We start from the raw sequence: 18,366 nt of genomic DNA on the forward strand, positions 1-18,366 counted from the left end.
CCGGATTGATTTCGCGCGCTCCCGGCGCTATGGGTCCGCGAGAGCTTGAGGAGTTTGCCATGACCGCGACCCGTACCGAAACCGACAGCTTCGGCCCCCTTGAAGTGCCGTCCGACAAGTACTGGGGCGCGCAGACCCAGCGGTCGATCATCAACTTCCCGATCGGCTGGGAGCGTCAGCCGGTCCCGATCATCCGTGCGCTTGGGGTCATCAAGAAAGCCTGTGCCGTGGTGAACATGGCACAGGGCGATCTGGACGCCACGCTGGGCACCGCCATCGTCGCGGCGGCGACCGAAGTGATCGACGGCAAGTTCGACGACAACTTCCCGCTGGTCGTCTGGCAGACCGGGTCCGGCACCCAGTCGAACATGAACGCGAACGAGGTGATCTCGAACCGTGCGATCCAGATGCTGGGCGGCGTCATGGGCTCGAAGAAGCCCGTCCACCCGAACGACCATGTGAACATGGGCCAGTCCTCGAACGACACCTTCCCCACCGCGATGCACGTCGCCATCGGCATGCACACACGCGACGTGCTGATCCCCGGGCTGGAAAAGCTGGCAAAGGCGCTCTGGGCGAAGTCCAATGAATTCAAGGATATCATCAAGATCGGTCGCACGCACACCCAGGACGCGACGCCCTTGACCCTGGGGCAGGAGTTTTCGGGCTATGCGACGCAAGTCGACAAGGGCATCGCCCGCGTGAAGATGTGCCTGCCCGACATCTACGAACTGGCGCAGGGGGGCACCGCCGTCGGCACCGGGCTGAACACCAAGGTCGGCTTCGATACCCGCGTCGCCACCGAAATCGCCAGGATCACCGGCCTGCCCTTCGTCACCGCCCCGAACAAGTTCGAGGCCCTCGCCGCGCATGACGCGATGGTCATGTTCTCGGGTGCCTTGAAGACGGTGGCCGGGTCGCTGTTCAAGATCGCCAACGACCTCCGTCTCCTCGGCTCTGGCCCCCGCTCGGGGCTTGGGGAGCTGATCCTGCCGGAAAACGAACCCGGCAGTTCCATCATGCCCGGCAAGGTCAACCCGACGCAGGCCGAGGCGCTGACAATGGTCTGCGCGCAGGTGATGGGCAACGACGCCGCCGTGGGATTTGCCGGGTCGCAGGGCCATTTCGAGCTGAACGTCTACAACCCGATGATGTCCTACAACGTGCTGCAATCGATCCAACTGCTGGGCGATGCGGCCGGCAGCTTCACCGATAACATGGTCATCGGCACGCAGGCCAACCTGCCCCGGATCGAAAAGCTGATGAAGGAATCGCTGATGCTGGTGACGGCGCTGGCCCCGACCATCGGCTATGACAATGCGACCAAGGTGGCCAAGACCGCGCACAAGAACGGCACGACGCTGCGGGAAGAGGCGATCGCGCTTGGCTTCGTCGACGGCGAAACCTTCGACCGCGTGGTGCGACCCGAAGACATGGTCGGCCCGAAAGGCTGATGGCCGAGGTCGTCAACCTCCGCATGGTGAAAAAGCAGGTGGCCCGCAAGGCCGCCCGCTCGGCGGCGGACGCCAATGCCGCGAAGCACGGGCGCACCAAGGCCGAGCGTGATCTGGAGAAGGCGCGGGCCGAAAAGACGGCGCGCGCGCTGGACGGACATAAGCGCGAGACGGAGTAACCCGCCGTTAACCCTGCTTTGGCAGGATGACGGCAGGAGGTGCCGAATGTCCGAACTGCCGGCCGTGATCTCGCCAGAGAAGTGGATCGTCCACCTGTTCTCTGCCAAAGCGTGGCCGAAGGCGGAACCGTCCGCCGCAAAGTCGCCGACGTCGAGCGTCTGATCGGCCGCGAACGTTTCCTGCACGAGGTCCGCCGACGCGGCTTCCGCGTGGTCGAAAATGCCGGACAGTTCATCGTCTTTTGCAACCGAGAGCCGGTCTACGTCCTGAACTGACAGCGCGGCCGGGCGCAAATCTTTTCGAAAAGATTTGCAAAATCCTTCGAAGGATTTTGTCCCCGCCCAACCGTTGCGCTACGGTCCCCCCATGACCACCCGCCCCGCCAAACACTCCCTCACCCTCCACGGCCACCGCACCAGCGTCTCCCTCGAACCCGAGTTCTGGGAGGCCTTCCGCGCCATTGCGGCCGAGAAGGACACCCCCCTCAACGCCCTTGCCGCAGAAATCGACGCCGCACGTCGCGGAGAGGAGGGCCTCGCCTCGGCGATCCGGGTCTACTGCCTGAACCATTACCAGAGGTCCTGATGCGCGCCGCTGTCCTTCAAGCCTACCGTGAGCCCCTGAGCCTGCAGTCGGTCCCCGACCCCACCTGCGAACCCGACGGCGTCGTCCTGAACACCCTTGCCTGCGGCATCTGCCGCAGCGACTGGCACGGTTGGGTGGGCGAGCACCCCAAAGTCAAACCGGGCGACATCCCCGGCCACGAATACTGCGGCGAGGTCGTGGAAGCGGGTCCGCTGGCGAAGTGGCGCACCGGCGACCGGGTGATCGCCCCCTTCATCCTCGCCTGCGGTGACTGCCCCGAATGTCGGTCCGGCCAGACCACCACCTGCCGCAGCCAGCGCGTGCCGGGCTTCGGCGACCGGGGCGCCTATGCCGAATATGTCTCGGTACCCCACGCGCACAACCTGACCCGCCTGCCGGAAAGCCTGTCCCCGGCGCTTGCCGCTGGCCTTGGTTGCCGTGTCACCACGGCGTTTCACGCCCTCACCGGGCGCGCGGCGCTTCAGGCCGGGGAATGGCTCGCCGTCCACGGCACCGGCGGCGTCGGACTATCGCTTCTCCTGATCGGCAGGGCACTTGGTGCCAGGGTCATTGTCGTCGACGTGGTGCCCCAGAAGCTGGCCCATGCCCTGAGCCTTGGCGCCGAAGCCGCGCTTGACGCCCGCGAAGGCGACGTCGCCGGGCGGATCGTCGACCTGACACAAGGCGGCGCCCATGTCAGCGTCGAGGCGCTTGGGATCGAGACTACCGCCAATGCCTCGCTGCGCTGCCTGCGTCCCCTTGGACGCCATGTCCAGGTCGGCCTGCCCACCGGCCATACCGCGCAGATGCAGATCGACATGAACACGCTTTACATGCGGCAGCTTTCCGTCTTCGGCACCCGCGGCATGCCCGCCTGGCGCTACCCGACCTTGCTGAGCCTGATTGAAACCGGAAGGGTCGACGTCAGCCCCATCGTCGCCCGCACGGTCGCCCTGAGCCAGGCGACCGACGAACTTCGCGCCTTCGATGGCCCAACCGCCCCAGGCGTCGCCGTCATAACGGATTTCGCCGGCTAACCTGCAACCCGCTCCAGGGTTGTTGCCAGGTCGCCATAGCCGGTGAACCGGCGCTCATAATTCAGACCCAGCCGACGCGCGCAGTCCTCGGCCTTCGCGTCAAGCGCAGGGTCGTCCTTCTGCGCCTGATAGACAAGCTTGGTGTAATTCCCGAAATACAAGTCCCGAAGCTCGGGGTGCCGGTCCAGGCCCATCGGCTTCCACACGAAGGCATCGAACTGCCGGACCAGGAAATCGGTCAGGTAGAAGGCGGTGAATTCTTCTTCCGCCTTGGCGGCAAAGGCGGCGTTGCCCTCGAAGAAGGCATAGCAGTGCGGGCCTTCGACCATCTCGACCCCCAGCCGGTCGCAGGCGGCTTTCAACAAGCCCCCCGTCCCGCAATCGGCATAGACGACAAACACCGTCTCGTAGGCCCCCCGCGCAGCAGCAACGGCGTCTTCCACGGCGGGGATGATCTTCTCGGGCCAGAGGTGCAGCTTTGCCGGCAGGCACTGCAGGTCCATGTGCGACCAGCCATTTGCCGCCTTCAGTGCAAGAATCTCATGCGCCAGCGCTCCGCAGGCGATCAGCAGGATGCGACCTGTCTGGGCTGCAGGCAGCCCGGTCTCGGAAAGGGTGATGTCGTCCATCGGGATGCCTTACCGGCTGACGCGGGTCCAGGTCAGGATCACGCTGGCCGACAGGGCGGCAAAGGCCAGGGCCGCGAAAGGCACGCCGGTCCAGAGCGCAAGCCAGATGGTCAATCCGGCCGCAACGATCACCAGCGCGATAAGTCCAAGGAAATGGGTCAAGGGCATTCTGCTTCTCCCTGACTTTCAATCTGCGCTTCGGGAGAGGCTTACACAACCCCCTCCCGAATCACAGAGGCGTGCTTCAGCCGTTCGGCTGGTTGTGCTTGCGCGCAACGAACTGCTTGGCGGTCTCCACCGCCACGGCGGCATCGCGGCAATAGGCGTCGGCACCGATCGCACGCCCGAACTCTTCGTTCAGCGGAGCGCCACCGACCAGCACGATATAGTCGTCGCGCAGCCCCTTTTCCTTCATGGTGTCGATCACGACCTTCATGTAGGGCATCGTCGTGGTCAGCAGCGCGGACATGCCCAGAATGTCGGGCTTTTCCGATTCCAGCGCTTCGAGATACTTCTCGACCGAGTTGTTGATCCCAAGGTCCTTCACCTCGAACCCAGCGCCTTCCATCATCATGGCGACGAGGTTCTTGCCGATGTCGTGGATGTCGCCCTTGACGGTACCGATCACCATCTTGCCCATCCGCGGCGCGCCGGTTTCGACCAAGAGCGGCTTCAGGATGAACATCCCGGCCTTCATCGCGTTGGCGGCCAAGAGAACCTCGGGCACGAACAGGATCCCGTCGCGGAAGTCGGCGCCGACGATGGTCATGCCCGCCACCAGTGCCTTGGTCAGCACGTCGTAAGGGGTCCAGCCGCGCGCGATCAGCAGGTTGACGCCTTCCTCGATCTCTTCCTTGAGACCGTCGTAAAGGTCGTCATGCATCTGCAGCACAAGCTCGTCATCCGACAGGTCGGAAAGGATGATCTCGTCTTCGTCAGCCATCTGGCGTGCTCCAAGCGGAAGGTTCTGGCACGGTGATGGGCGCAAACCGACCAAGTCACTATGCGACAAGCGACATGCCCGGGATGAAAGCCGACAGCAAGCGCGAATCTGGCGCCCGTCGCCCGGGGTGTGCGATAAAGGGCCTGTCCCCAGCGAAAGGTTTGTGATTGTGCGCGTCTTCCTGCTCTTGATCGTCAGCACGCTTGGCGCCGTTTGCGCCACTGCGGCCTACGCCCGGATCGTCGACCGCACGCTTCTGCCGGTGTCGATCTTCGCGGGCGGCCACTGCGACCGGAAACCGGACGAAGTCCTGCCCGCGCCGGGGACCGAGACCGGGACCATCGACCACAACTTCCGCGGATTCGACTTTGTCACCGAAGGCGACATCCTGCCGCCGGCTATCGGGCTTGGGTTCGGGCTGCGGCTAAAGCTGCCCGGCTACGGTCCCGGTCACGTGATGACGATCCGCATCAAGGCGCCGAACAAGGATGTCAGCATCTGGGACATCAAGGTGCCCGAAACCGGCACGATGGAGGTAGGCCGCCTGCCGCCGCCCGGACAAGCCCTGCCCGAGGGGCGATATGTCCTGTCGATTCTGGACGGCGACACGCTGCTGATCGCCTATGACTTCGTCATCGTGGGGCTTGATGACGAGGGGCTCTGCTTCCCCCTCCTGTCCTGACCGTCCACGTTCACTTCATGTCGGCCTGCGCGGGGTTGGCGACGTTCTTTCTTTGTTCTAGACTTCCCGGATGACGGACAACTCATCGATCCTGCCCGGCCAACGCCTGCGCGCGCGAGGGGCCGACAGCAACCGGGCCGGCCGGTATGAGGCCACCGCGCGCGAGGCTTTCGATGACGGCTGGGACCTGCCCGAAGAGGACCGTCTGGTTGCCACCGAAGTGCGGCTGGAACGCCCACGCTCGGCCCTGACCTTCAACCGCTCGCCGGATGTGCCCTTCGACCGGTCGATCAACCCGTACCGGGGATGCGAGCATGGCTGCATCTACTGCTTCGCCCGGCCCAGCCATGCCTTTCTGAACCTGTCCCCCGGCCTTGATTTCGAAACCCGGCTGATCGCCCGGCCTGGCATCGCCGAAGTGTTGGAGGTCGAATTGCGCCGCCCGTCCTACAAGGTCGCCCCGGTCGCCATCGGCACCAACACCGACCCCTACCAGCCGATCGAGCGGGACCACGGGCTGATGCGCCAGGTGCTGCAGGTGCTGGCCGCCTTTCGCCACCCGGTCTGGATCACCACGCGCGGCACTACGATCGAACGCGACATCGACCTGATCTCCGGCATGGCGGCCGAGGGGCTCGCCTCGGTCTCGATCTCGGTCACCACTCTGGACGAGGGGTTGGCCCGCAAGATGGAACCCCGCGCGCCCGCGCCCAAACGCCGCCTGCAGATGATCCGGCGGCTGGCCGAGGCCGGGGTCCCGGTCCGCGTCCAGGTCTCGCCGCTGATCCCGGCGCTGACTGATCATGAGCTGGAGGCGGTGATGGAGGCAGGTCGCGACGCGGGGGCGCGGGCCGCGAACACCATCCCGCTGCGCCTGCCGATGGAGGTTTCGGGCCTGTTTCGCAACTGGTTGGCCGCGACCGTGCCCGACCGGGCCGAGAGGGTGATGGGCCGCGTGCGCGAGTTGCACGGCGGGCGCGATTACGACCCGGAGTTCGGCAAGCGGATGCGGGGCGAAGGGCCCTGGGCCGACCTGATCCACCTGCGGGCCGCCGTGGCGCGCAAGCGGCTGGGGCTGGAAGAAGGCCTGCCCGCTTTGCGCACCGACCTTTTCGCCCCGCCGCCCACGTCAGGCGACCAGTTGTCGCTGTTCTGACAGGTTTCGACCGGGGGCCAAATCTTTTCGAAAAGATTTGTCAAAATCCTTCGAAGGATTTTGCCTTCCGCCCCGACTGTTCAGCCCCGACGGCCGCGGCGTTCGCGACGACCAGCGCCCGCATCATCCCCGGTCCCGTCCGACGCCGATGAGAACCCACCAAGTTTCGCTTGAATTACCTCCAGCGACGGGCGGTTGCCCTTTGGACGGCTTTCCAGCGCGACCCGCATCGCGCGCAGGTGTTCCGGCATCGTGCCGCAGCAGCCGCCGATAATCCTGACACCCGCATCCCGCGCCAGCACGGCGTATTCCGCCATCAGCTCCGGCGTCCCGTCATAGTGGATGTGACCGTCGTGGTATTTCGGTATCCCCGCATTGCCCTTGGCGATGATCGGACGCTCGGTCCCCGTCGCCGCAAAGCCCAGCACCGTCCGCATCAGGTCCGAGGCACCGACGCCACAGTTCGCACCAAAGGCGATGGGCGGGTTCACCAGCCGCTCGACCATGTCGGCCATCGTGGCCGAGGTCGTGCCCATCATCGTCCGCCCCGCCGTGTCAAAGCTCATAGTGCCGCACCAGGGCATGTCGGCCCGCAGCGCAGCATCCGCCGCCGCGCGGTATTCCTCGGGGGCCGAGATCGTCTCGATCCAAAGGACATCTGCGCCGCCCTCTTTCAGAGCTTCGGCCTGTTCGTGGAACATCTCGACTGCCAACTCATGCGTCAGCGTGCCCATCGGCTCGAAGATTTCGCCTGTCGGACCCATCGAGCCCGCCACAACGACCGCCCGGCCCGCCTTGTCGGCGATCTCGCGCCCTAGTTCGGCACCAACCCGGTTCAGTTCGCGCACCCGGCCCTGCGCCTGGTGCAGCTTCAACCGCGAGGCGTTGCCGCCGAAGGTGTTGGTCAGGAACAGATCGGATCCTGCCGCCACGGCGTCGCCGTAAAGCTTAAGGATGTTCTTCGGCTGCTCGACGTTCCAGAACTCTGGCGGTTCGCCCGACGACAGGCCCATGTTGAACAGGTTCGTCCCCGTCGCCCCATCGGCCATCAGCCAATCGCGTGTTGCAAGCATACGGCTCAGGGCATCGGTCATTGCGGGGTTCCTTCAGGTGGTCCAGTCCCCTCCCCTCTGCCACGGGTTGCGGCCAGAGGCAATTTCATTATCCGCAAGTCGCGTCGCGATGGGTTTCATCTCTGCCAAAGGTACCGGACGTCGCACCTCGCGCCAGATCTCCCAGCCCACCAGCGCCAGGGCCAGGGCCAGCCAGGATGACGCAAAGGCATGGCGATCCGGTTGACGTGTCAAATGCGCAATAAAAAAAGCGCAGCCCCGGTGCGGGACCGCGCTGTCCTGACAATTCAGCGGCTCAAAGCTCGGACATCAGCTGCGCCTTTGCGACGGGCAGCAGTTCGCGCATCTTGGCCCGCACATCATCGGCGCTGGCCTTGCCGGCGAGGTCGGCCACGACCTTGCGGACCACATCCTCGTCGCCCGCTTCCTCGAAGTCGGCGCTGACCACTTCCAGCGCATAGGCTGCCGCTGCTTCACCCGACTTGCCCATCAGGTCAGCGGCCCAAAGCCCGACCAGCTTGTTGCGCCGCGCCTCGGCCCGGAACTGCATCTCGCTGTCATGGGCGAACTTGGCCTCGAAGGCATTCTCGCGGTCGTCGAACGTGGTCATGGGCTCCCCCGGAAGTGCGGTTGTTTCCATCCATATGCCTATCCACACCCAACACCGCAAGCCCCCTTGGCCATCGCCCGGCGCTCGCGCCTTGCGGGTATGGCCCCCTTGGACTATAGCCCAAGGAAAGCGGTTTGAAGGCACCCCCTGTCACCGCCCCCCTGATCGAGTGAAGCATGGCACGGCGCAAGAAGGTCTACGAAGGCAAGGCCAAGATCCTGTACGAAGGACCCGAGCCGGGCACGCTGATCCAGTATTTCAAGGACGACGACGCGCCGTCCGTCGCCGCCCCCGCCTCACGCGAAGGCAAGGGCGTGCTGAACAACCGTCTGTCCGAATTCTTCATGGCGGGTCTCAATCAGATCGGGGTTCCGACGCACTTCATCCGCCGCATCAACATGCGCGAGCAACTGGTGCGGATGGCCGAGATCATCCCGCTGGAAGTGGTGGTGCGCAACTTTTCGGCCGGCCCGATGACCACGCGCCTGGGAATCCCCGAGGGCACGCAGCTGCCACGCCCGATCGTCGAATACTACTACAAGGACGACAAGCTGCAGTCCCCGTTGGTGGCCGAGGAACATATCGTCGCCTTCGGCTGGGCCAACCAGCAGGACCTGGACGACATCGTGGCGCTGTCCTTGCGGGTCAACGACTTCCTCTCGGGCGTAATGATGGGCGTCGGCATCCGCCTTGCCGATTTCCGCATCGAGGTCGGCCGGATCTGGGAGGGCGACTTCATGCGCCTGATCGTCGCCGACGAGATCAGCCCCGACAGCTGCCGCCTGTGGGACATGCGCCAGCCGGAACGCCCTGACGGCACGATCCCGGACCCGCAGCCGATGAACGACGTCTACACCGAACTTGCCCGGCGGCTGGGCGTCCTGCCGACCAACATAACCCACACGACGAAGCCGACGCTGATCAACTGACCGGCTTGTCGCCCGCCCGACCCTTCGCTATGGACGGGCCACAGCAACTCTGGAGGCCCCGATGAAAGCCCGCGTCACCGTCATGCTGAAGACTGGCGTCCTTGATCCGCAGGGCGAGGCGGTGCGGCACGCACTGGGATCGCTCGGGTTTCAGGGCGTCGGCGGCGTGCGTCAGGGCAAGGTGATCGAACTGGACCTGGCCGAAACCGACCGCGCGAAGGCCGAGGCCGATGTCAAGGCGATGTGCGAAAAGCTTCTGGCAAACACGGTCATCGAAAGCTACCGGGTCGAGCTTCTCTGACCCCGGTCAGGCGGGCGCGTCACTTTCGGCCCGCCGCGACACCCGCAGCCAGATCCCGTCCCGCGCCCGCACTGTCAGATGCGCGACCGGCACCGGCACCCTTCCCTCCATCGCCTGAAACCGGAACGCCCGCACCAGATGCGCCAGCATCAGCGTGCCCTCCAGCATCGCGAACCCCGCCCCCGGACAGACCCTTGGCCCGCGCGAGAACGGCAGGTAGCCGCCCTGCGGCACTTCGCCCGCCCAGCGGTCCGGGTCAAAGGCGTCCGGCCTTTCCCACAGGCGTTCATGCCGGTGCAGGTGCCAGGGGCTGATCACCACCTGCGCCCCCGGCCTGACCTTGCGTCCCCGGAACTCCTCCGGCCGCACGGCCTCGCGCACCAGCATCGGCACCGGAGGATAAAGCCGCAGCGCCTCGCGGAAGACGTCGCGCGTGAAGCGCAGGCCGCCCACCACCGCGAACTCCGGCCTCAGCGCCGTTGCCTCGGCCGCCACGCGCTCCTGCGCTTCGGGATGCGTCGCCAGCAGATAGAGCGCCCAGGCCAGGGCCGAGGCGCTGGTCTCGTGCCCCGCCAGGAAGAAGATCGCCACCTGGTCGGCCATCTCTGCCGTCCCGAACCGCGCGCCGGTCACCGGGTCGGGCGTCGTCATGATCTTCGTCGCAAGGTCGGCCGGCGCCTCGCCGGCCGCAATCGCCGCCGCCCGCTCATCCGTCAGGCCCTTGATCAGCCCCCGGATCACCCCCGCCGACCGCTTCGTCGCCCGCCGGTGCAAGCGGGGAAACCAGCGAGGCAGGCGCAGGAACGCCCCCAGATTCACGATCGGCGCGGACCGCTGATAGGCGCGAAACTCGTGGAACACCGCCTGCGCCACCCTGTCCTCGATCGGGATCGAGAACAGCGTCCGAAAGATCACATCCGCCGCCGCGTGACTTGCTGCCAGTTCCACCTCGACGTCGCCTGCCGTCATGCGCGCAACCGCCGCTTCGGAGGCCGCCCAGATCGCCGGAAACGCCTCCTTCAGTCGCCCGCCCTCGAAGGCCGGGTCGATGATCCGCCGTTGCCGCAGCCACTCCTCGCCGTTGGTCACAAAGACCGCCCGGCCCAGCAAGGGGCGCAGCCCCTCGGTCACCCTGTCCGACTTCGGGAAATCCGCCGGCCGTTCGTCCAGCACCAGCCGCACCAGCGCCGGATCATTGCAGAGATAGCTCTGGAAGAACGGCGTTCGGAACTCGGCCATCCAGGCCCGGTAGAGCCGCGCCGGTTGCGCCGACAGGATGTCGTGCCGAAATGCCCGCAGGTGACCCAGAAGAGAGACCTTGTCCGCCCGCGGCTCCGGCTTCGGCGGGGTCATGCCGCGTCCCGGTAGGGGCTGAACGGCTTGGTGATCCGGCTGGCCGAGGGGTTGCGGCGGCGGTAACGCTTGCGCAAGGACATCGGTCCCGCCGTGATCTGGAAATAGTCGTAGTCCCCAGGCCGGTCAAAGGCGCACATGTACTGGAAATGCAGCCGGAAGAACCGGCGCTTCAGTTCGCGCCAGCGTTCGGGGCTTAGCGTCTGGGTGAAGGACGCGGAAATCACCAGCGGCCAACGCTGCGCCTCGGTTGCAACCCCGCTGACCGCAACCGGATCGCACAGCGCAAAGCTGCAGCCGTCACTGGGCGCCGTCACGTCGACCCATGTTACCTCGGCACATTCCGACAGGCAGCGCAGGTCCGCCCGCAACCGTTGCGCCCCGGGCAGGAAGGACGCCATAGGCACCGCCTGCCCCAGGCTCAGGAACGACAGCGATGGTCCTGCCGGCAGGCCTTCGCGGATCAGATCGGCCAGCACCGAGACGCCGATATGCACACCCGAGGAATGGCCGACCAGCAGCACTTCCTTGACGCCACTGGCCAGCGCCGTCCGCACCCTTGCGCGAAAGTCAGCCAGCCGCTCTTCCAGCGCCGCCGGATAGACCCCGCCCCCCAGCGCGGTGAACGCAAAATCATGCATCAGGTAGTAGACGTACAACCGCCGGTCCAGCCGCCGGAACCCCGCCAGCACGGCCCAGACCACCCCGGCCCCCAGCGCCCAGTCGATCCCGGTCCAAGGCGCAAGCCAGACCGTCAGCGCCCCGGCCAAAAGCGCCAGCAGCCCCTGCAGCAGCAGCAGCACCGCCGGATACAGCGCCGCAATCATCGGTCCCTTGCGCAGCCGGACCAGCCGGAACAGCGCGCCCGAGGCGATGTAGACCCAGGCCGTCCGCGCCAGCAGCACATAGGTCCCGGCAATGCCGCGCGTCATCGAGCTTTTGACCAGATCGGACCAGACCAGCACCTCGACCTCGGCCTCGATGTCCCGTCCGTCGATGTGGGCCTGGACATGCCAGCCGTAAGTCTCGCCCGGGCGCGATTTCAGCGTGAGATCGTAGCCGGAAATCGCCGCCTGCGCAGCGCCCTCGGTGCGGTAAAGCTCCCTGTAGCGGCGGGGCGGAAACGGATCATAGCCGGGGATGTAGAGGACATGACGCCGGTAAGTGCCCCTCTCAACCCCTTGTGCCAGTCGTGTCACGCGTTCCACCATGCCGCCATTCTGCCCGACATACCTTACCTGACGGTTAGGAAGAGTGAAGCATCAACCCGGCAAGGGCAGGCCCAGGACCTCGTAGGTCTCCAGCATCCAGTAACTGAAATCGGTGAAGGCCCCGGTCACCAGGGCAAGGCCCACGACGATCAGAAGACCGCCCATCAGCCGTTCGATCAGCTTCATGTGACGCTTGAGCTTCGCCATCAGATGCATTGATCTTTCGATAAAAATGGCTGCCAACAGGAAGGGAAGACCCAGGCCAAGGGCATAGACGCCCAGAAGCAGCGTGCCGCGCTGGGTGCTGCCCTCTTGCGCCGCCAGCGACAGGATCGCGCCCAGCTGCGGGCCGATGCAGGGGGTCCAGCCGAAAGCGAAGGCCAGCCCCAGAAGGTAGGCCCCAAAGGCGCTGCCGCCCCGGTCACCTGCGTCCAGCCGCATCTCGCGGTCCAGCAACGGAATGCGGAAGACGCTCAGGAAGTGCAGGCCGAAGATGATGATGACCACGCCCGAGATCCGGGCCAGCAGAACCTGGTTTTCCAAGACGAAACTGCCAAAGGCCGAGGCGGTGAACCCAAGCAGCAGGAAGATCGTCGACAGGCCCATGACGAAGAACAGCGCGGGCAGGATGACCCGGCGACGCTGCACCCCTTGCGCGGTCATCTCGCCCATGCTGATACCGCCCATGTAGGCCAGGTAGGGCGGCACGATCGGCAGGACGCAGGGGCTTAGAAAGGACAGGACTCCTGCCAGAAGCGCGACCAGCATCGCGGGCAGTAGGGCTGCGTCGATGATCTCGATTCCGAACATATGGCTCCCCGTCCCGACCCAGATAGCCGCTTTCGCATCTCGCGTCACCCGGACACCGCGTCACATCCGCGTTGGGCGGCTGTAACCTTGCCGCAAGGCTGCACGACCGCTAAACCCTTCGCATGGCGGACTGGGACATCGAAATCGACTGCGAGGGGCTGCTTTGCCCCCTGCCCGTTCTTCGGGCCCGAAAGCGGCTGATGGCCCTAGCGTCGGGCACCGTGGTCTGTGTCCGCGCGACTGATGCGATGGCCCTGATCGACTTGCCGCATTTCTGCGCCGAAGCGGGACACCACTACCTTGGCGCACGGACCGAGGGCACAGTGACCCTTCACCACATCCGCCGGGGCTGAAACGGAAACGGGCGGCCGAAGCCGCCCGCCGTTCTGCCTTTGGAACGCGTCAGCGGCCCAGCGACCACCAGCCCTTGCGCTTCGGTTTCGCAGCGTCGTCAGCGTCCGGTGCGGTGGCCTCCGCTTCGGCCGGATCGGCCACGACCGTCTCGGCCACAGCCAGTCCCGGATCGACCGCCAGCTTCGGCGCGGGCTCTGCCACCGGTTCTGCCACAGCTTCCGGCGCAGCCGCCTTGGCCCGCGATCCGCGGCCCTTCGGCTTCGGAGCTTCGACCACTGCCGCCTCCGCCACAGGCGCTTCCGGCTCTTGGGCAACAGCCTTCGCCCGGCTTGCCCGCTTCTTCGGTGCAGGTTTCTCCTCGCCAACCGGCTCGGGAGCCACTTCGACCTCCGGCGCAACCTCGGCAACCACCGCTGCGGCCTCTGCTTTGGCGCCCCGCGGCTTGCGTGTCCGCTTCGGCTTGGCGGCCACCGCGTCCTCGGCCACGGGCGCGTCGCTTACGACCGCAATCTCGCCCGAAACCGGCTCGGCGCCCTCGTCGTCGCCATCCTCTTCGCCATCGTCGTCAGCGCCCTGGTCGTCGGTCGCGCCGTTCTCGGATGCGCCGTCCTTCTGGCCCCCCCGCCGACGCCGCCGACGCCGGCGCTTCTTCCGACCCGGCTGGCCATCACCCTCGGCCGCAGGCGCGGACGGAGTGGACGAAGTGGACGGAGCAGCCACCTCTATCTCTTCCTCGACGTCCTCTTCGACCAGATCATCGACGAACTCCTCGTCTTCCTCTTCCTCAGCCACCGGCGCACCCATCAGGCCCGCATGTCCCGACACGACCGGAGTTTCCGGGACCACCCGCAGCGCGGTCTTGAACTTCTCGATGGAATAGTCGGGCGAGACCATCAGCGGGTCCGCCTCAAGCCGCACGGACATCCCGTAGCGCGCCTCGATCATGGCGACATGCTCGCGCTTCTGGTTGAAGAGGTAGTTCACGATCCCGATCGGCGCCTTCAACAGCACCTCGCGCGACCGCTTCCGCGTGCCCTCTTCCTCCAGCGCGCGCAGGACCTGCAGTGCCATCGAGTCGTCCGAACGGATCAGCCCGGTGCCGTGGCAGTGCGGGCAGGGCTGGGTCGTCGATTCCAGCATCCCCGGCCGCAACCGCTGACGGCTCATCTCCAGAAGACCGAAGCCACTGATGCGCCCGATCTGGATGCGCGCCCGGTCGGTTTTCAGCTTGTCCTTCAACCGCTTCTCGACCGTGGCGTTGTTCCGACGCTCTTCCATGTCGATGAAGTCGATGACGATCAGGCCCGCAAGGTCACGCAGACGCAGCTGCCGCGCGATCTCTTCGGCGGCCTCGACGTTGGTCTTCAGCGCGGTTTCCTCGATGGAGCCTTCCTTCGTCGCCCGACCGGAGTTCACGTCGATGGCGACCAAAGCCTCGGTCACACCGATCACGATGTAACCGCCCGATTTCAGCTGCACCGTCGGGTTGAACATCCCGGCGAGATACCCCTCCACCTGGAACTTGGCGAACAGCGGCGTCGGCTCGGTGTAGCGGATCACCTGCTTGGCATGGCTCGGCATGATCATCCGCATGAAGTCCTTGGCGGTGCGGTAGCCGCCCTCGCCCTCGACCAGAACCTCGTCGATCTCGCGGCTGTACAGATCGCGGATCGACCGCTTGATCAGGTCGCCTTCCTCGTAGATCTTGGCCGGAGCGATCGACTTCATCGTCAATTCGCGGATCTGCTCCCACAGCCGCATCAGGTATTCGTAGTCGCGCTTGATCTCGGGCTTGGTCCGCTTGGCCCCCGCCGTGCGCACGATCAGGCCGGCACCTTCCGGCACCTCCAGCTCGCCCGCGATTTCCTTCAGCTTCTTCCTATCAACGGCATTGGTGATCTTGCGGGAAATCCCGCCGCCCCGCGCGGTGTTCGGCATCAGCACGCAATAGCGGCCCGCCAGCGACAGATAGGTGGTCAGCGCCGCACCCTTGTTGCCACGCTCTTCCTTGACGACCTGGACCAGCATGATCTGCCGGACCTTGACGACTTCCTGGATCTTGTAGCGCCGGGCGCGCGGACGCCTCGGCTGGGCGATTTCCTCGGCCACATCTTCTTCGGCGATGGATTCGATTTCCTCGTCGGTGTCGCTGGCATGGTCCACGGCGCGGTAATGACCGTTGTCGCCGTTCTCGACCGATTCGTTGTGATGATCGTGATCGTGCCCGTGATCATGGTCCTGATCGGTGTCCGGCGCGTCGGCTGCCGCCTCGACCAGAGGACCGTCCTGGGTCTCATCGTCGCCGAGGTCGACCACATCCATCCCGGCCGGGCCTTCGGCGACGGCGTCGTCCGACCTCACCGCTTCGGCCTTGCCCTGCGGGCGCGGCCCCCGGCGCCGCGAGCGGCGGTTGTCTTCCTCTTCCTCGGCACGGGCCATCGCCCGCTCTTCCTCGATCAGCGCCTTACGGTCGGCGACGGGGATCTGGTAATAATCGGGGTGGATTTCGGCGAAGGCCAAGAACCCGTGGCGGTTGCCGCCATATTCCACAAAGGCCGCCTGCAGCGAGGGTTCGACCCGCGTCACCTTGGCCAGGTAGATGTTTCCGGCCAGCTGGCGCTTGTTTACGGTCTCGAAGTCGAATTCTTCGACCTTGTTTCCGTCGACCACAACCACCCGGGTTTCCTCGGGATGGGTGGCATCAATAAGCATCTTCTTTGACATGTTGGTCCATTGCGCCCCGGGCGCAACAGGCCCCCTGGCGGACCAGCGGGTTGATCGAAACGGTCGGGGCGGCTTGTCTGAGCGCGGGCAGCGGGCACATGCAACGGTCCTCGACCCAGGGGGCCGAATGGATCGCTGCGCAAAATGCTCACACGCCTCATCGCGGTTACAATTGAAGGGCCTTTCGGGCCCCTCACCTAATCAAGCCAACAAATCCAAGGACTTGCGGGCAATGTGCACGGCCTTGCGGCCGATCCGGCTCCCCCGGGGCGACACGGATTGACGCGCCCAGGCCCCAAGGGAGAGAATTCTTCGGGCAGTCGGACTGCCTTCCGGCGACCCTATCGGCAAAGGCGGGCCAAGGGCAATGGCGAATTTCGCGGGCCTGTCTAGCGCCAGGTCGCGTTAAGACAGTACCAATCCGGCTCTGCCTGACCGTTCCCACACAGCGACCGCGCAACCATGCAAGGACTTCGCTCCGTTCCACCTGCTACAGCTGGACGCGCTGCCAGACCTGGCTGACCAGCGGCACGCCGACAGCCAGTGCCACCACCAATGCCAGCCCGCGCAGCCCGGCCCGCCGCCACTTGCGCCGGGCCAGCATGACCAGAAGGACGACCCCGATCAGCACATAGACGACCAGAGACAGAAAAGCCGTCACCAGCCCGTCATAGCAGCTGCCCAGACATTCCGCCCGCGCCGGCCCTGCCAACACCATCACCAGACCCAGGCCGATCCGTCCGCTCTGCATGACCAGCCCACTCTGCCGCCCTCGCCGGGGCAAAAAGGCACGGCTTTGGCCTTGTGGCAAGTCCGGTCTGCGGGACGCCTCCGCGTTCGACTTCGTCTCCTCGTCGGGCCGCGCCCGTCGAGGCAAGACGAAGTCATCCGCGAGCGGTTTTGTCCGGCGCGGGCAAATCCTAACAAATCCCTAACGTCCGCGAGCAAGGCATTGTTTTTGCTTGGGTTACAGGTTTTGTCCACCGTGGACACCTTGCCTCAGACATAGTCCCCACGGCTCAGCCCATACTTGGCCATCTTCTCGTTCAGGGTCCGCCGGGGCAGGCAAAGCTCTTCCATCACCGCCACGATCGACCCCTTGTGCCGCCGCATCGTATTGTCGATCAGCATCCGTTCGAAGGCCTCGACATAGTCTTTCAAGGGCTTGCCCTCGGTGGTCAGCGCCGGTCCCGACGCCTCATTCTCGGCCATCAGAAGCGACGCAATCGACCCCGACCCCCGCCGGTTCTGCAACACCGCCCGCTCGGCGATGTTGACCAGCTGCCGCACGTTCCCCGGCCAGGGGGCCTGCAACAGCTGCGCCGCTTCCTGAGCCGTCACCTGCGGCGCGTCGCAGCCGTATTCCTCGGCGAACTGCTCCGACAACCGGGTGAAAAGCTGCAGGATATCCTCGCCCCGCGTCCGCAAGGGCGGCAGAACAATCGTCATTGCCCCGAGACGGTAGAACAGGTCCGGCCGCAAGGTCTGCTCCAGCGTCGTATCCGGCGCGTGGCTGTTGCAGATCGCGATGATCCGGGTTTCCGGCGGCAGACCCTGGTCGTTGATGAAAGTCAGAAGCCGCGCCTGCAGGGCGCCTGGCATCGCCTCGATGTCCTCAAGGCACAGCGTCCCGCCCCGCGCCTCCTCAACCAAGGGCAATGCTCCATCCTCGGCCGGGCCGAACAGCCGCGCCGCAAGCTTGTCCTCGGACCAGGCCGCGCAAGAGATCGCGACGAACTTCTTCGATGCCCGTGGCCCCACAGCATGCAGGGCGTGGGCGACCAGAGTCTTGCCCGTCCCCGTCTCGCCGTCGATCAGGACATGGCTGTCTGCCTGCCCCAGATCGAGGATATCCTCGCGCAGCCGCTCCATTGCCGGGCTGGTCCCGATCAGCTTCTTGATGATCGTCGACCCGTCCGACAGCTCTTTCCGCAAGGCCCGGTTGTCCAGCGTCATCCGCCGCGCCTGGGTGGCGCGCTTGGCAAGTTCGGTCATCCGGTCGGGGTTGAAGGGCTTCTCCAGGAAATCGAACGCCCCGACCCGCATCGCCTCGACCGCCATCGGCACGTCGCCATGGCCGGTGATCATGATGACAGGCAGGCCCGAGTCCTGGCCCATCAGCCGCTTGAGGAAGGCCATCCCGTCCATCCCCGGCATCTTGATGTCGCTGACCACGACACCCTGGAAGTCCGGGCCGATCACCTTCAGCGCCTCTTCGGCCGAGGAATATGTCTCGGTATCGAACCCCGACAGCGCCAGCCACTGACTGATCGACTGCCGCATGTCCGCTTCGTCATCGACGATCGCGACTTTCATTGCCCGGGCCATGTGGACC

General features: G+C 65.6%; 21 protein-coding genes. 10 read left to right on the top strand and 11 right to left on the bottom strand.

The window, feature by feature from the left end; translation table 11 throughout:
* Positions 1–59 precede the first annotated feature (59 nt).
* From fumC to Q8M85_RS05360, 5 genes are all read left to right on the top strand, one after another.
* Positions 60–1,454, top strand: a complete 1,395-nt coding sequence (gene fumC, locus Q8M85_RS05340) for a class II fumarate hydratase (RefSeq protein WP_305541238.1) — start codon at positions 60–62, stop codon at positions 1,452–1,454.
* The gene (locus tag Q8M85_RS05345; RefSeq protein WP_305541240.1) at positions 1,454–1,633 is read left to right on the top strand and encodes a DUF4169 family protein; all 180 of its coding nucleotides are present in this window, start codon (positions 1,454–1,456) and stop codon (positions 1,631–1,633) included. The genes fumC and Q8M85_RS05345 overlap by 1 nt, the downstream gene beginning before the upstream one ends.
* A gap of 81 nt (positions 1,634–1,714) precedes the next feature.
* A complete protein-coding gene (locus tag Q8M85_RS05350; RefSeq protein ID WP_305541243.1) occupies positions 1,715–1,909 on the top strand; it encodes an N-(5'-phosphoribosyl)anthranilate isomerase in 195 nt (64 codons plus the stop codon).
* Between the two features lie 91 nt (positions 1,910–2,000).
* Positions 2,001–2,219, top strand: coding sequence for a ribbon-helix-helix domain-containing protein (locus tag Q8M85_RS05355; RefSeq protein WP_305541246.1), 219 nt, complete (start codon positions 2,001–2,003; stop codon positions 2,217–2,219).
* Entirely contained in the window at positions 2,219–3,256 is a 1,038-nt protein-coding gene (locus Q8M85_RS05360; RefSeq protein WP_305541248.1) for a zinc-dependent alcohol dehydrogenase family protein, read from the top strand. The genes Q8M85_RS05355 and Q8M85_RS05360 overlap by 1 nt, the downstream gene beginning before the upstream one ends.
* Here Q8M85_RS05360 and Q8M85_RS05365 read toward each other — a convergent pair.
* From Q8M85_RS05365 to Q8M85_RS05375, 3 genes are all read right to left on the bottom strand, one after another.
* A complete protein-coding gene (locus tag Q8M85_RS05365; protein ID WP_371135206.1) occupies positions 3,253–3,885 on the bottom strand; it encodes a DUF1638 domain-containing protein in 633 nt (210 codons plus the stop codon). The two genes, Q8M85_RS05360 and Q8M85_RS05365, sit on opposite strands and share 4 nt — an antisense overlap.
* Before the next feature lie 9 nt (positions 3,886–3,894).
* Positions 3,895–4,053: a hypothetical protein gene (locus Q8M85_RS05370; RefSeq protein WP_305541250.1), complete on the bottom strand. Its 159-nt coding sequence runs from the start codon at positions 4,051–4,053 to the stop codon at positions 3,895–3,897.
* A 76-nt stretch (positions 4,054–4,129) separates the two neighbouring features.
* Positions 4,130–4,828, bottom strand: a complete 699-nt coding sequence (locus tag Q8M85_RS05375) for a B12-binding domain-containing protein (RefSeq protein ID WP_305541253.1) — start codon at positions 4,826–4,828, stop codon at positions 4,130–4,132.
* Positions 4,829–4,997: 169 nt separating this feature from the next.
* Here Q8M85_RS05375 and Q8M85_RS05380 point away from each other — a divergent pair, with 169 nt between their 5' ends.
* The gene (locus Q8M85_RS05380; protein WP_305541256.1) at positions 4,998–5,510 is read left to right on the top strand and encodes a hypothetical protein; all 513 of its coding nucleotides are present in this window, start codon (positions 4,998–5,000) and stop codon (positions 5,508–5,510) included.
* Between the two features lie 70 nt (positions 5,511–5,580).
* The gene (locus Q8M85_RS05385) at positions 5,581–6,666 is read left to right on the top strand and encodes a PA0069 family radical SAM protein (protein ID WP_305541259.1); all 1,086 of its coding nucleotides are present in this window, start codon (positions 5,581–5,583) and stop codon (positions 6,664–6,666) included.
* Between the two features lie 80 nt (positions 6,667–6,746).
* On the opposite strand, the gene bmt is transcribed toward Q8M85_RS05385, so the two are convergent.
* Together bmt and Q8M85_RS05395 are read right to left on the bottom strand one after the other, a co-directional pair.
* Positions 6,747–7,760: a betaine--homocysteine S-methyltransferase gene (gene bmt / locus Q8M85_RS05390; protein ID WP_305541262.1), complete on the bottom strand. Its 1,014-nt coding sequence runs from the start codon at positions 7,758–7,760 to the stop codon at positions 6,747–6,749.
* Between the two features lie 274 nt (positions 7,761–8,034).
* Positions 8,035–8,349, bottom strand: a complete 315-nt coding sequence (locus Q8M85_RS05395; RefSeq protein WP_305541265.1) for a DUF1476 domain-containing protein — start codon at positions 8,347–8,349, stop codon at positions 8,035–8,037.
* A 176-nt stretch (positions 8,350–8,525) separates the two neighbouring features.
* On the opposite strand from Q8M85_RS05395, the gene Q8M85_RS05400 reads away from it, so the two are divergent.
* On the top strand, positions 8,526–9,278 hold the full coding sequence (locus tag Q8M85_RS05400; protein ID WP_305541268.1) for a phosphoribosylaminoimidazolesuccinocarboxamide synthase: 753 nt from the start codon (positions 8,526–8,528) through the stop codon (positions 9,276–9,278).
* A gap of 61 nt (positions 9,279–9,339) precedes the next feature.
* Entirely contained in the window at positions 9,340–9,579 is a 240-nt protein-coding gene (gene purS, locus Q8M85_RS05405; protein ID WP_305541271.1) for a phosphoribosylformylglycinamidine synthase subunit PurS, read from the top strand.
* Positions 9,580–9,585: 6 nt separating this feature from the next.
* On the opposite strand, the gene Q8M85_RS05410 is transcribed toward purS, so the two are convergent.
* From Q8M85_RS05410 to Q8M85_RS05420, 3 genes are read right to left on the bottom strand one after another with little or no spacing between them, the layout of a single operon-like run.
* A complete protein-coding gene (locus Q8M85_RS05410) occupies positions 9,586–10,932 on the bottom strand; it encodes a cytochrome P450 (protein WP_305541275.1) in 1,347 nt (448 codons plus the stop codon).
* Entirely contained in the window at positions 10,929–12,143 is a 1,215-nt protein-coding gene (locus tag Q8M85_RS05415) for a hypothetical protein (protein WP_305541279.1), read from the bottom strand. Before Q8M85_RS05415 ends, Q8M85_RS05410 begins: the two co-directional genes overlap by 4 nt.
* Positions 12,144–12,194: 51 nt before the next feature.
* The gene (locus Q8M85_RS05420; protein ID WP_305541282.1) at positions 12,195–12,953 is read right to left on the bottom strand and encodes a cytochrome c biogenesis CcdA family protein; all 759 of its coding nucleotides are present in this window, start codon (positions 12,951–12,953) and stop codon (positions 12,195–12,197) included.
* Between the two features lie 122 nt (positions 12,954–13,075).
* Between Q8M85_RS05420 and Q8M85_RS05425 the strand changes: the two genes are divergently transcribed.
* Positions 13,076–13,306 (top strand): sulfurtransferase TusA family protein, encoded by a 231-nt coding sequence (locus Q8M85_RS05425; protein WP_305541284.1) that lies wholly within the window; start codon positions 13,076–13,078, stop codon positions 13,304–13,306.
* A 49-nt stretch (positions 13,307–13,355) separates the two neighbouring features.
* Here the strand turns inward: Q8M85_RS05425 and Q8M85_RS05430 are convergent, their stop codons facing one another.
* The 3 genes from Q8M85_RS05430 to Q8M85_RS05440 all read right to left on the bottom strand — a co-directional run bounded on the left by Q8M85_RS05430 (position 13,356) and on the right by Q8M85_RS05440 (position 18,359).
* Positions 13,356–16,031, bottom strand: a complete 2,676-nt coding sequence (locus Q8M85_RS05430) for a ribonuclease E/G (protein ID WP_305541286.1) — start codon at positions 16,029–16,031, stop codon at positions 13,356–13,358.
* A gap of 490 nt (positions 16,032–16,521) precedes the next feature.
* On the bottom strand, positions 16,522–16,782 hold the full coding sequence (locus Q8M85_RS05435; RefSeq protein ID WP_305541289.1) for a hypothetical protein: 261 nt from the start codon (positions 16,780–16,782) through the stop codon (positions 16,522–16,524).
* Between the two features lie 248 nt (positions 16,783–17,030).
* On the bottom strand, positions 17,031–18,359 hold the full coding sequence (locus Q8M85_RS05440; RefSeq protein WP_305541292.1) for a sigma-54 dependent transcriptional regulator: 1,329 nt from the start codon (positions 18,357–18,359) through the stop codon (positions 17,031–17,033).
* Positions 18,360–18,366 lie beyond the last annotated feature (7 nt).

This window comes from Tabrizicola sp. (assembly GCF_030694085.1).
GTDB lineage: Bacteria > Pseudomonadota > Alphaproteobacteria > Rhodobacterales > Rhodobacteraceae > Tabrizicola.

Bases quoted from the DNA above. Each gene is read 5' to 3' on its own strand.
- Q8M85_RS05435 (WP_305541289.1), bottom strand. From the start codon at position 16,782: ATGCAGAGCGGACGGATCGGCCTGGGTCTGGTGATGGTGTTGGCAGGG.
- Q8M85_RS05360 (WP_305541248.1), top strand. From the start codon at position 2,219: ATGCGCGCCGCTGTCCTTCAAGCCTACCGTGAGCCCCTGAGCCTGCAG.
- Q8M85_RS05395 (WP_305541265.1), bottom strand. From the start codon at position 8,349: ATGACCACGTTCGACGACCGCGAGAATGCCTTCGAGGCCAAGTTCGCC.
- Q8M85_RS05400 (WP_305541268.1), top strand. From the start codon at position 8,526: ATGGCACGGCGCAAGAAGGTCTACGAAGGCAAGGCCAAGATCCTGTAC.
- Q8M85_RS05385 (WP_305541259.1), top strand. From the start codon at position 5,581: ATGACGGACAACTCATCGATCCTGCCCGGCCAACGCCTGCGCGCGCGA.
- Q8M85_RS05355 (WP_305541246.1), top strand. From the start codon at position 2,001: ATGACCACCCGCCCCGCCAAACACTCCCTCACCCTCCACGGCCACCGC.
- Q8M85_RS05425 (WP_305541284.1), top strand. From the start codon at position 13,076: ATGGCGGACTGGGACATCGAAATCGACTGCGAGGGGCTGCTTTGCCCC.
- Q8M85_RS05440 (WP_305541292.1), bottom strand. From the start codon at position 18,359: ATGGCCCGGGCAATGAAAGTCGCGATCGTCGATGACGAAGCGGACATG.
- fumC (WP_305541238.1), top strand. From the start codon at position 60: ATGACCGCGACCCGTACCGAAACCGACAGCTTCGGCCCCCTTGAAGTG.
- Q8M85_RS05375 (WP_305541253.1), bottom strand. From the start codon at position 4,828: ATGGCTGACGAAGACGAGATCATCCTTTCCGACCTGTCGGATGACGAG.
- Q8M85_RS05365 (WP_371135206.1), bottom strand. From the start codon at position 3,885: ATGGACGACATCACCCTTTCCGAGACCGGGCTGCCTGCAGCCCAGACA.
- Q8M85_RS05410 (WP_305541275.1), bottom strand. From the start codon at position 10,932: ATGACCCCGCCGAAGCCGGAGCCGCGGGCGGACAAGGTCTCTCTTCTG.
- purS (WP_305541271.1), top strand. From the start codon at position 9,340: ATGAAAGCCCGCGTCACCGTCATGCTGAAGACTGGCGTCCTTGATCCG.
- Q8M85_RS05345 (WP_305541240.1), top strand. From the start codon at position 1,454: ATGGCCGAGGTCGTCAACCTCCGCATGGTGAAAAAGCAGGTGGCCCGC.
- Q8M85_RS05420 (WP_305541282.1), bottom strand. From the start codon at position 12,953: ATGTTCGGAATCGAGATCATCGACGCAGCCCTACTGCCCGCGATGCTG.
- Q8M85_RS05415 (WP_305541279.1), bottom strand. From the start codon at position 12,143: ATGGTGGAACGCGTGACACGACTGGCACAAGGGGTTGAGAGGGGCACT.
- bmt (WP_305541262.1), bottom strand. From the start codon at position 7,760: ATGACCGATGCCCTGAGCCGTATGCTTGCAACACGCGATTGGCTGATG.
- Q8M85_RS05430 (WP_305541286.1), bottom strand. From the start codon at position 16,031: ATGTCAAAGAAGATGCTTATTGATGCCACCCATCCCGAGGAAACCCGG.
- Q8M85_RS05370 (WP_305541250.1), bottom strand. From the start codon at position 4,053: ATGCCCTTGACCCATTTCCTTGGACTTATCGCGCTGGTGATCGTTGCG.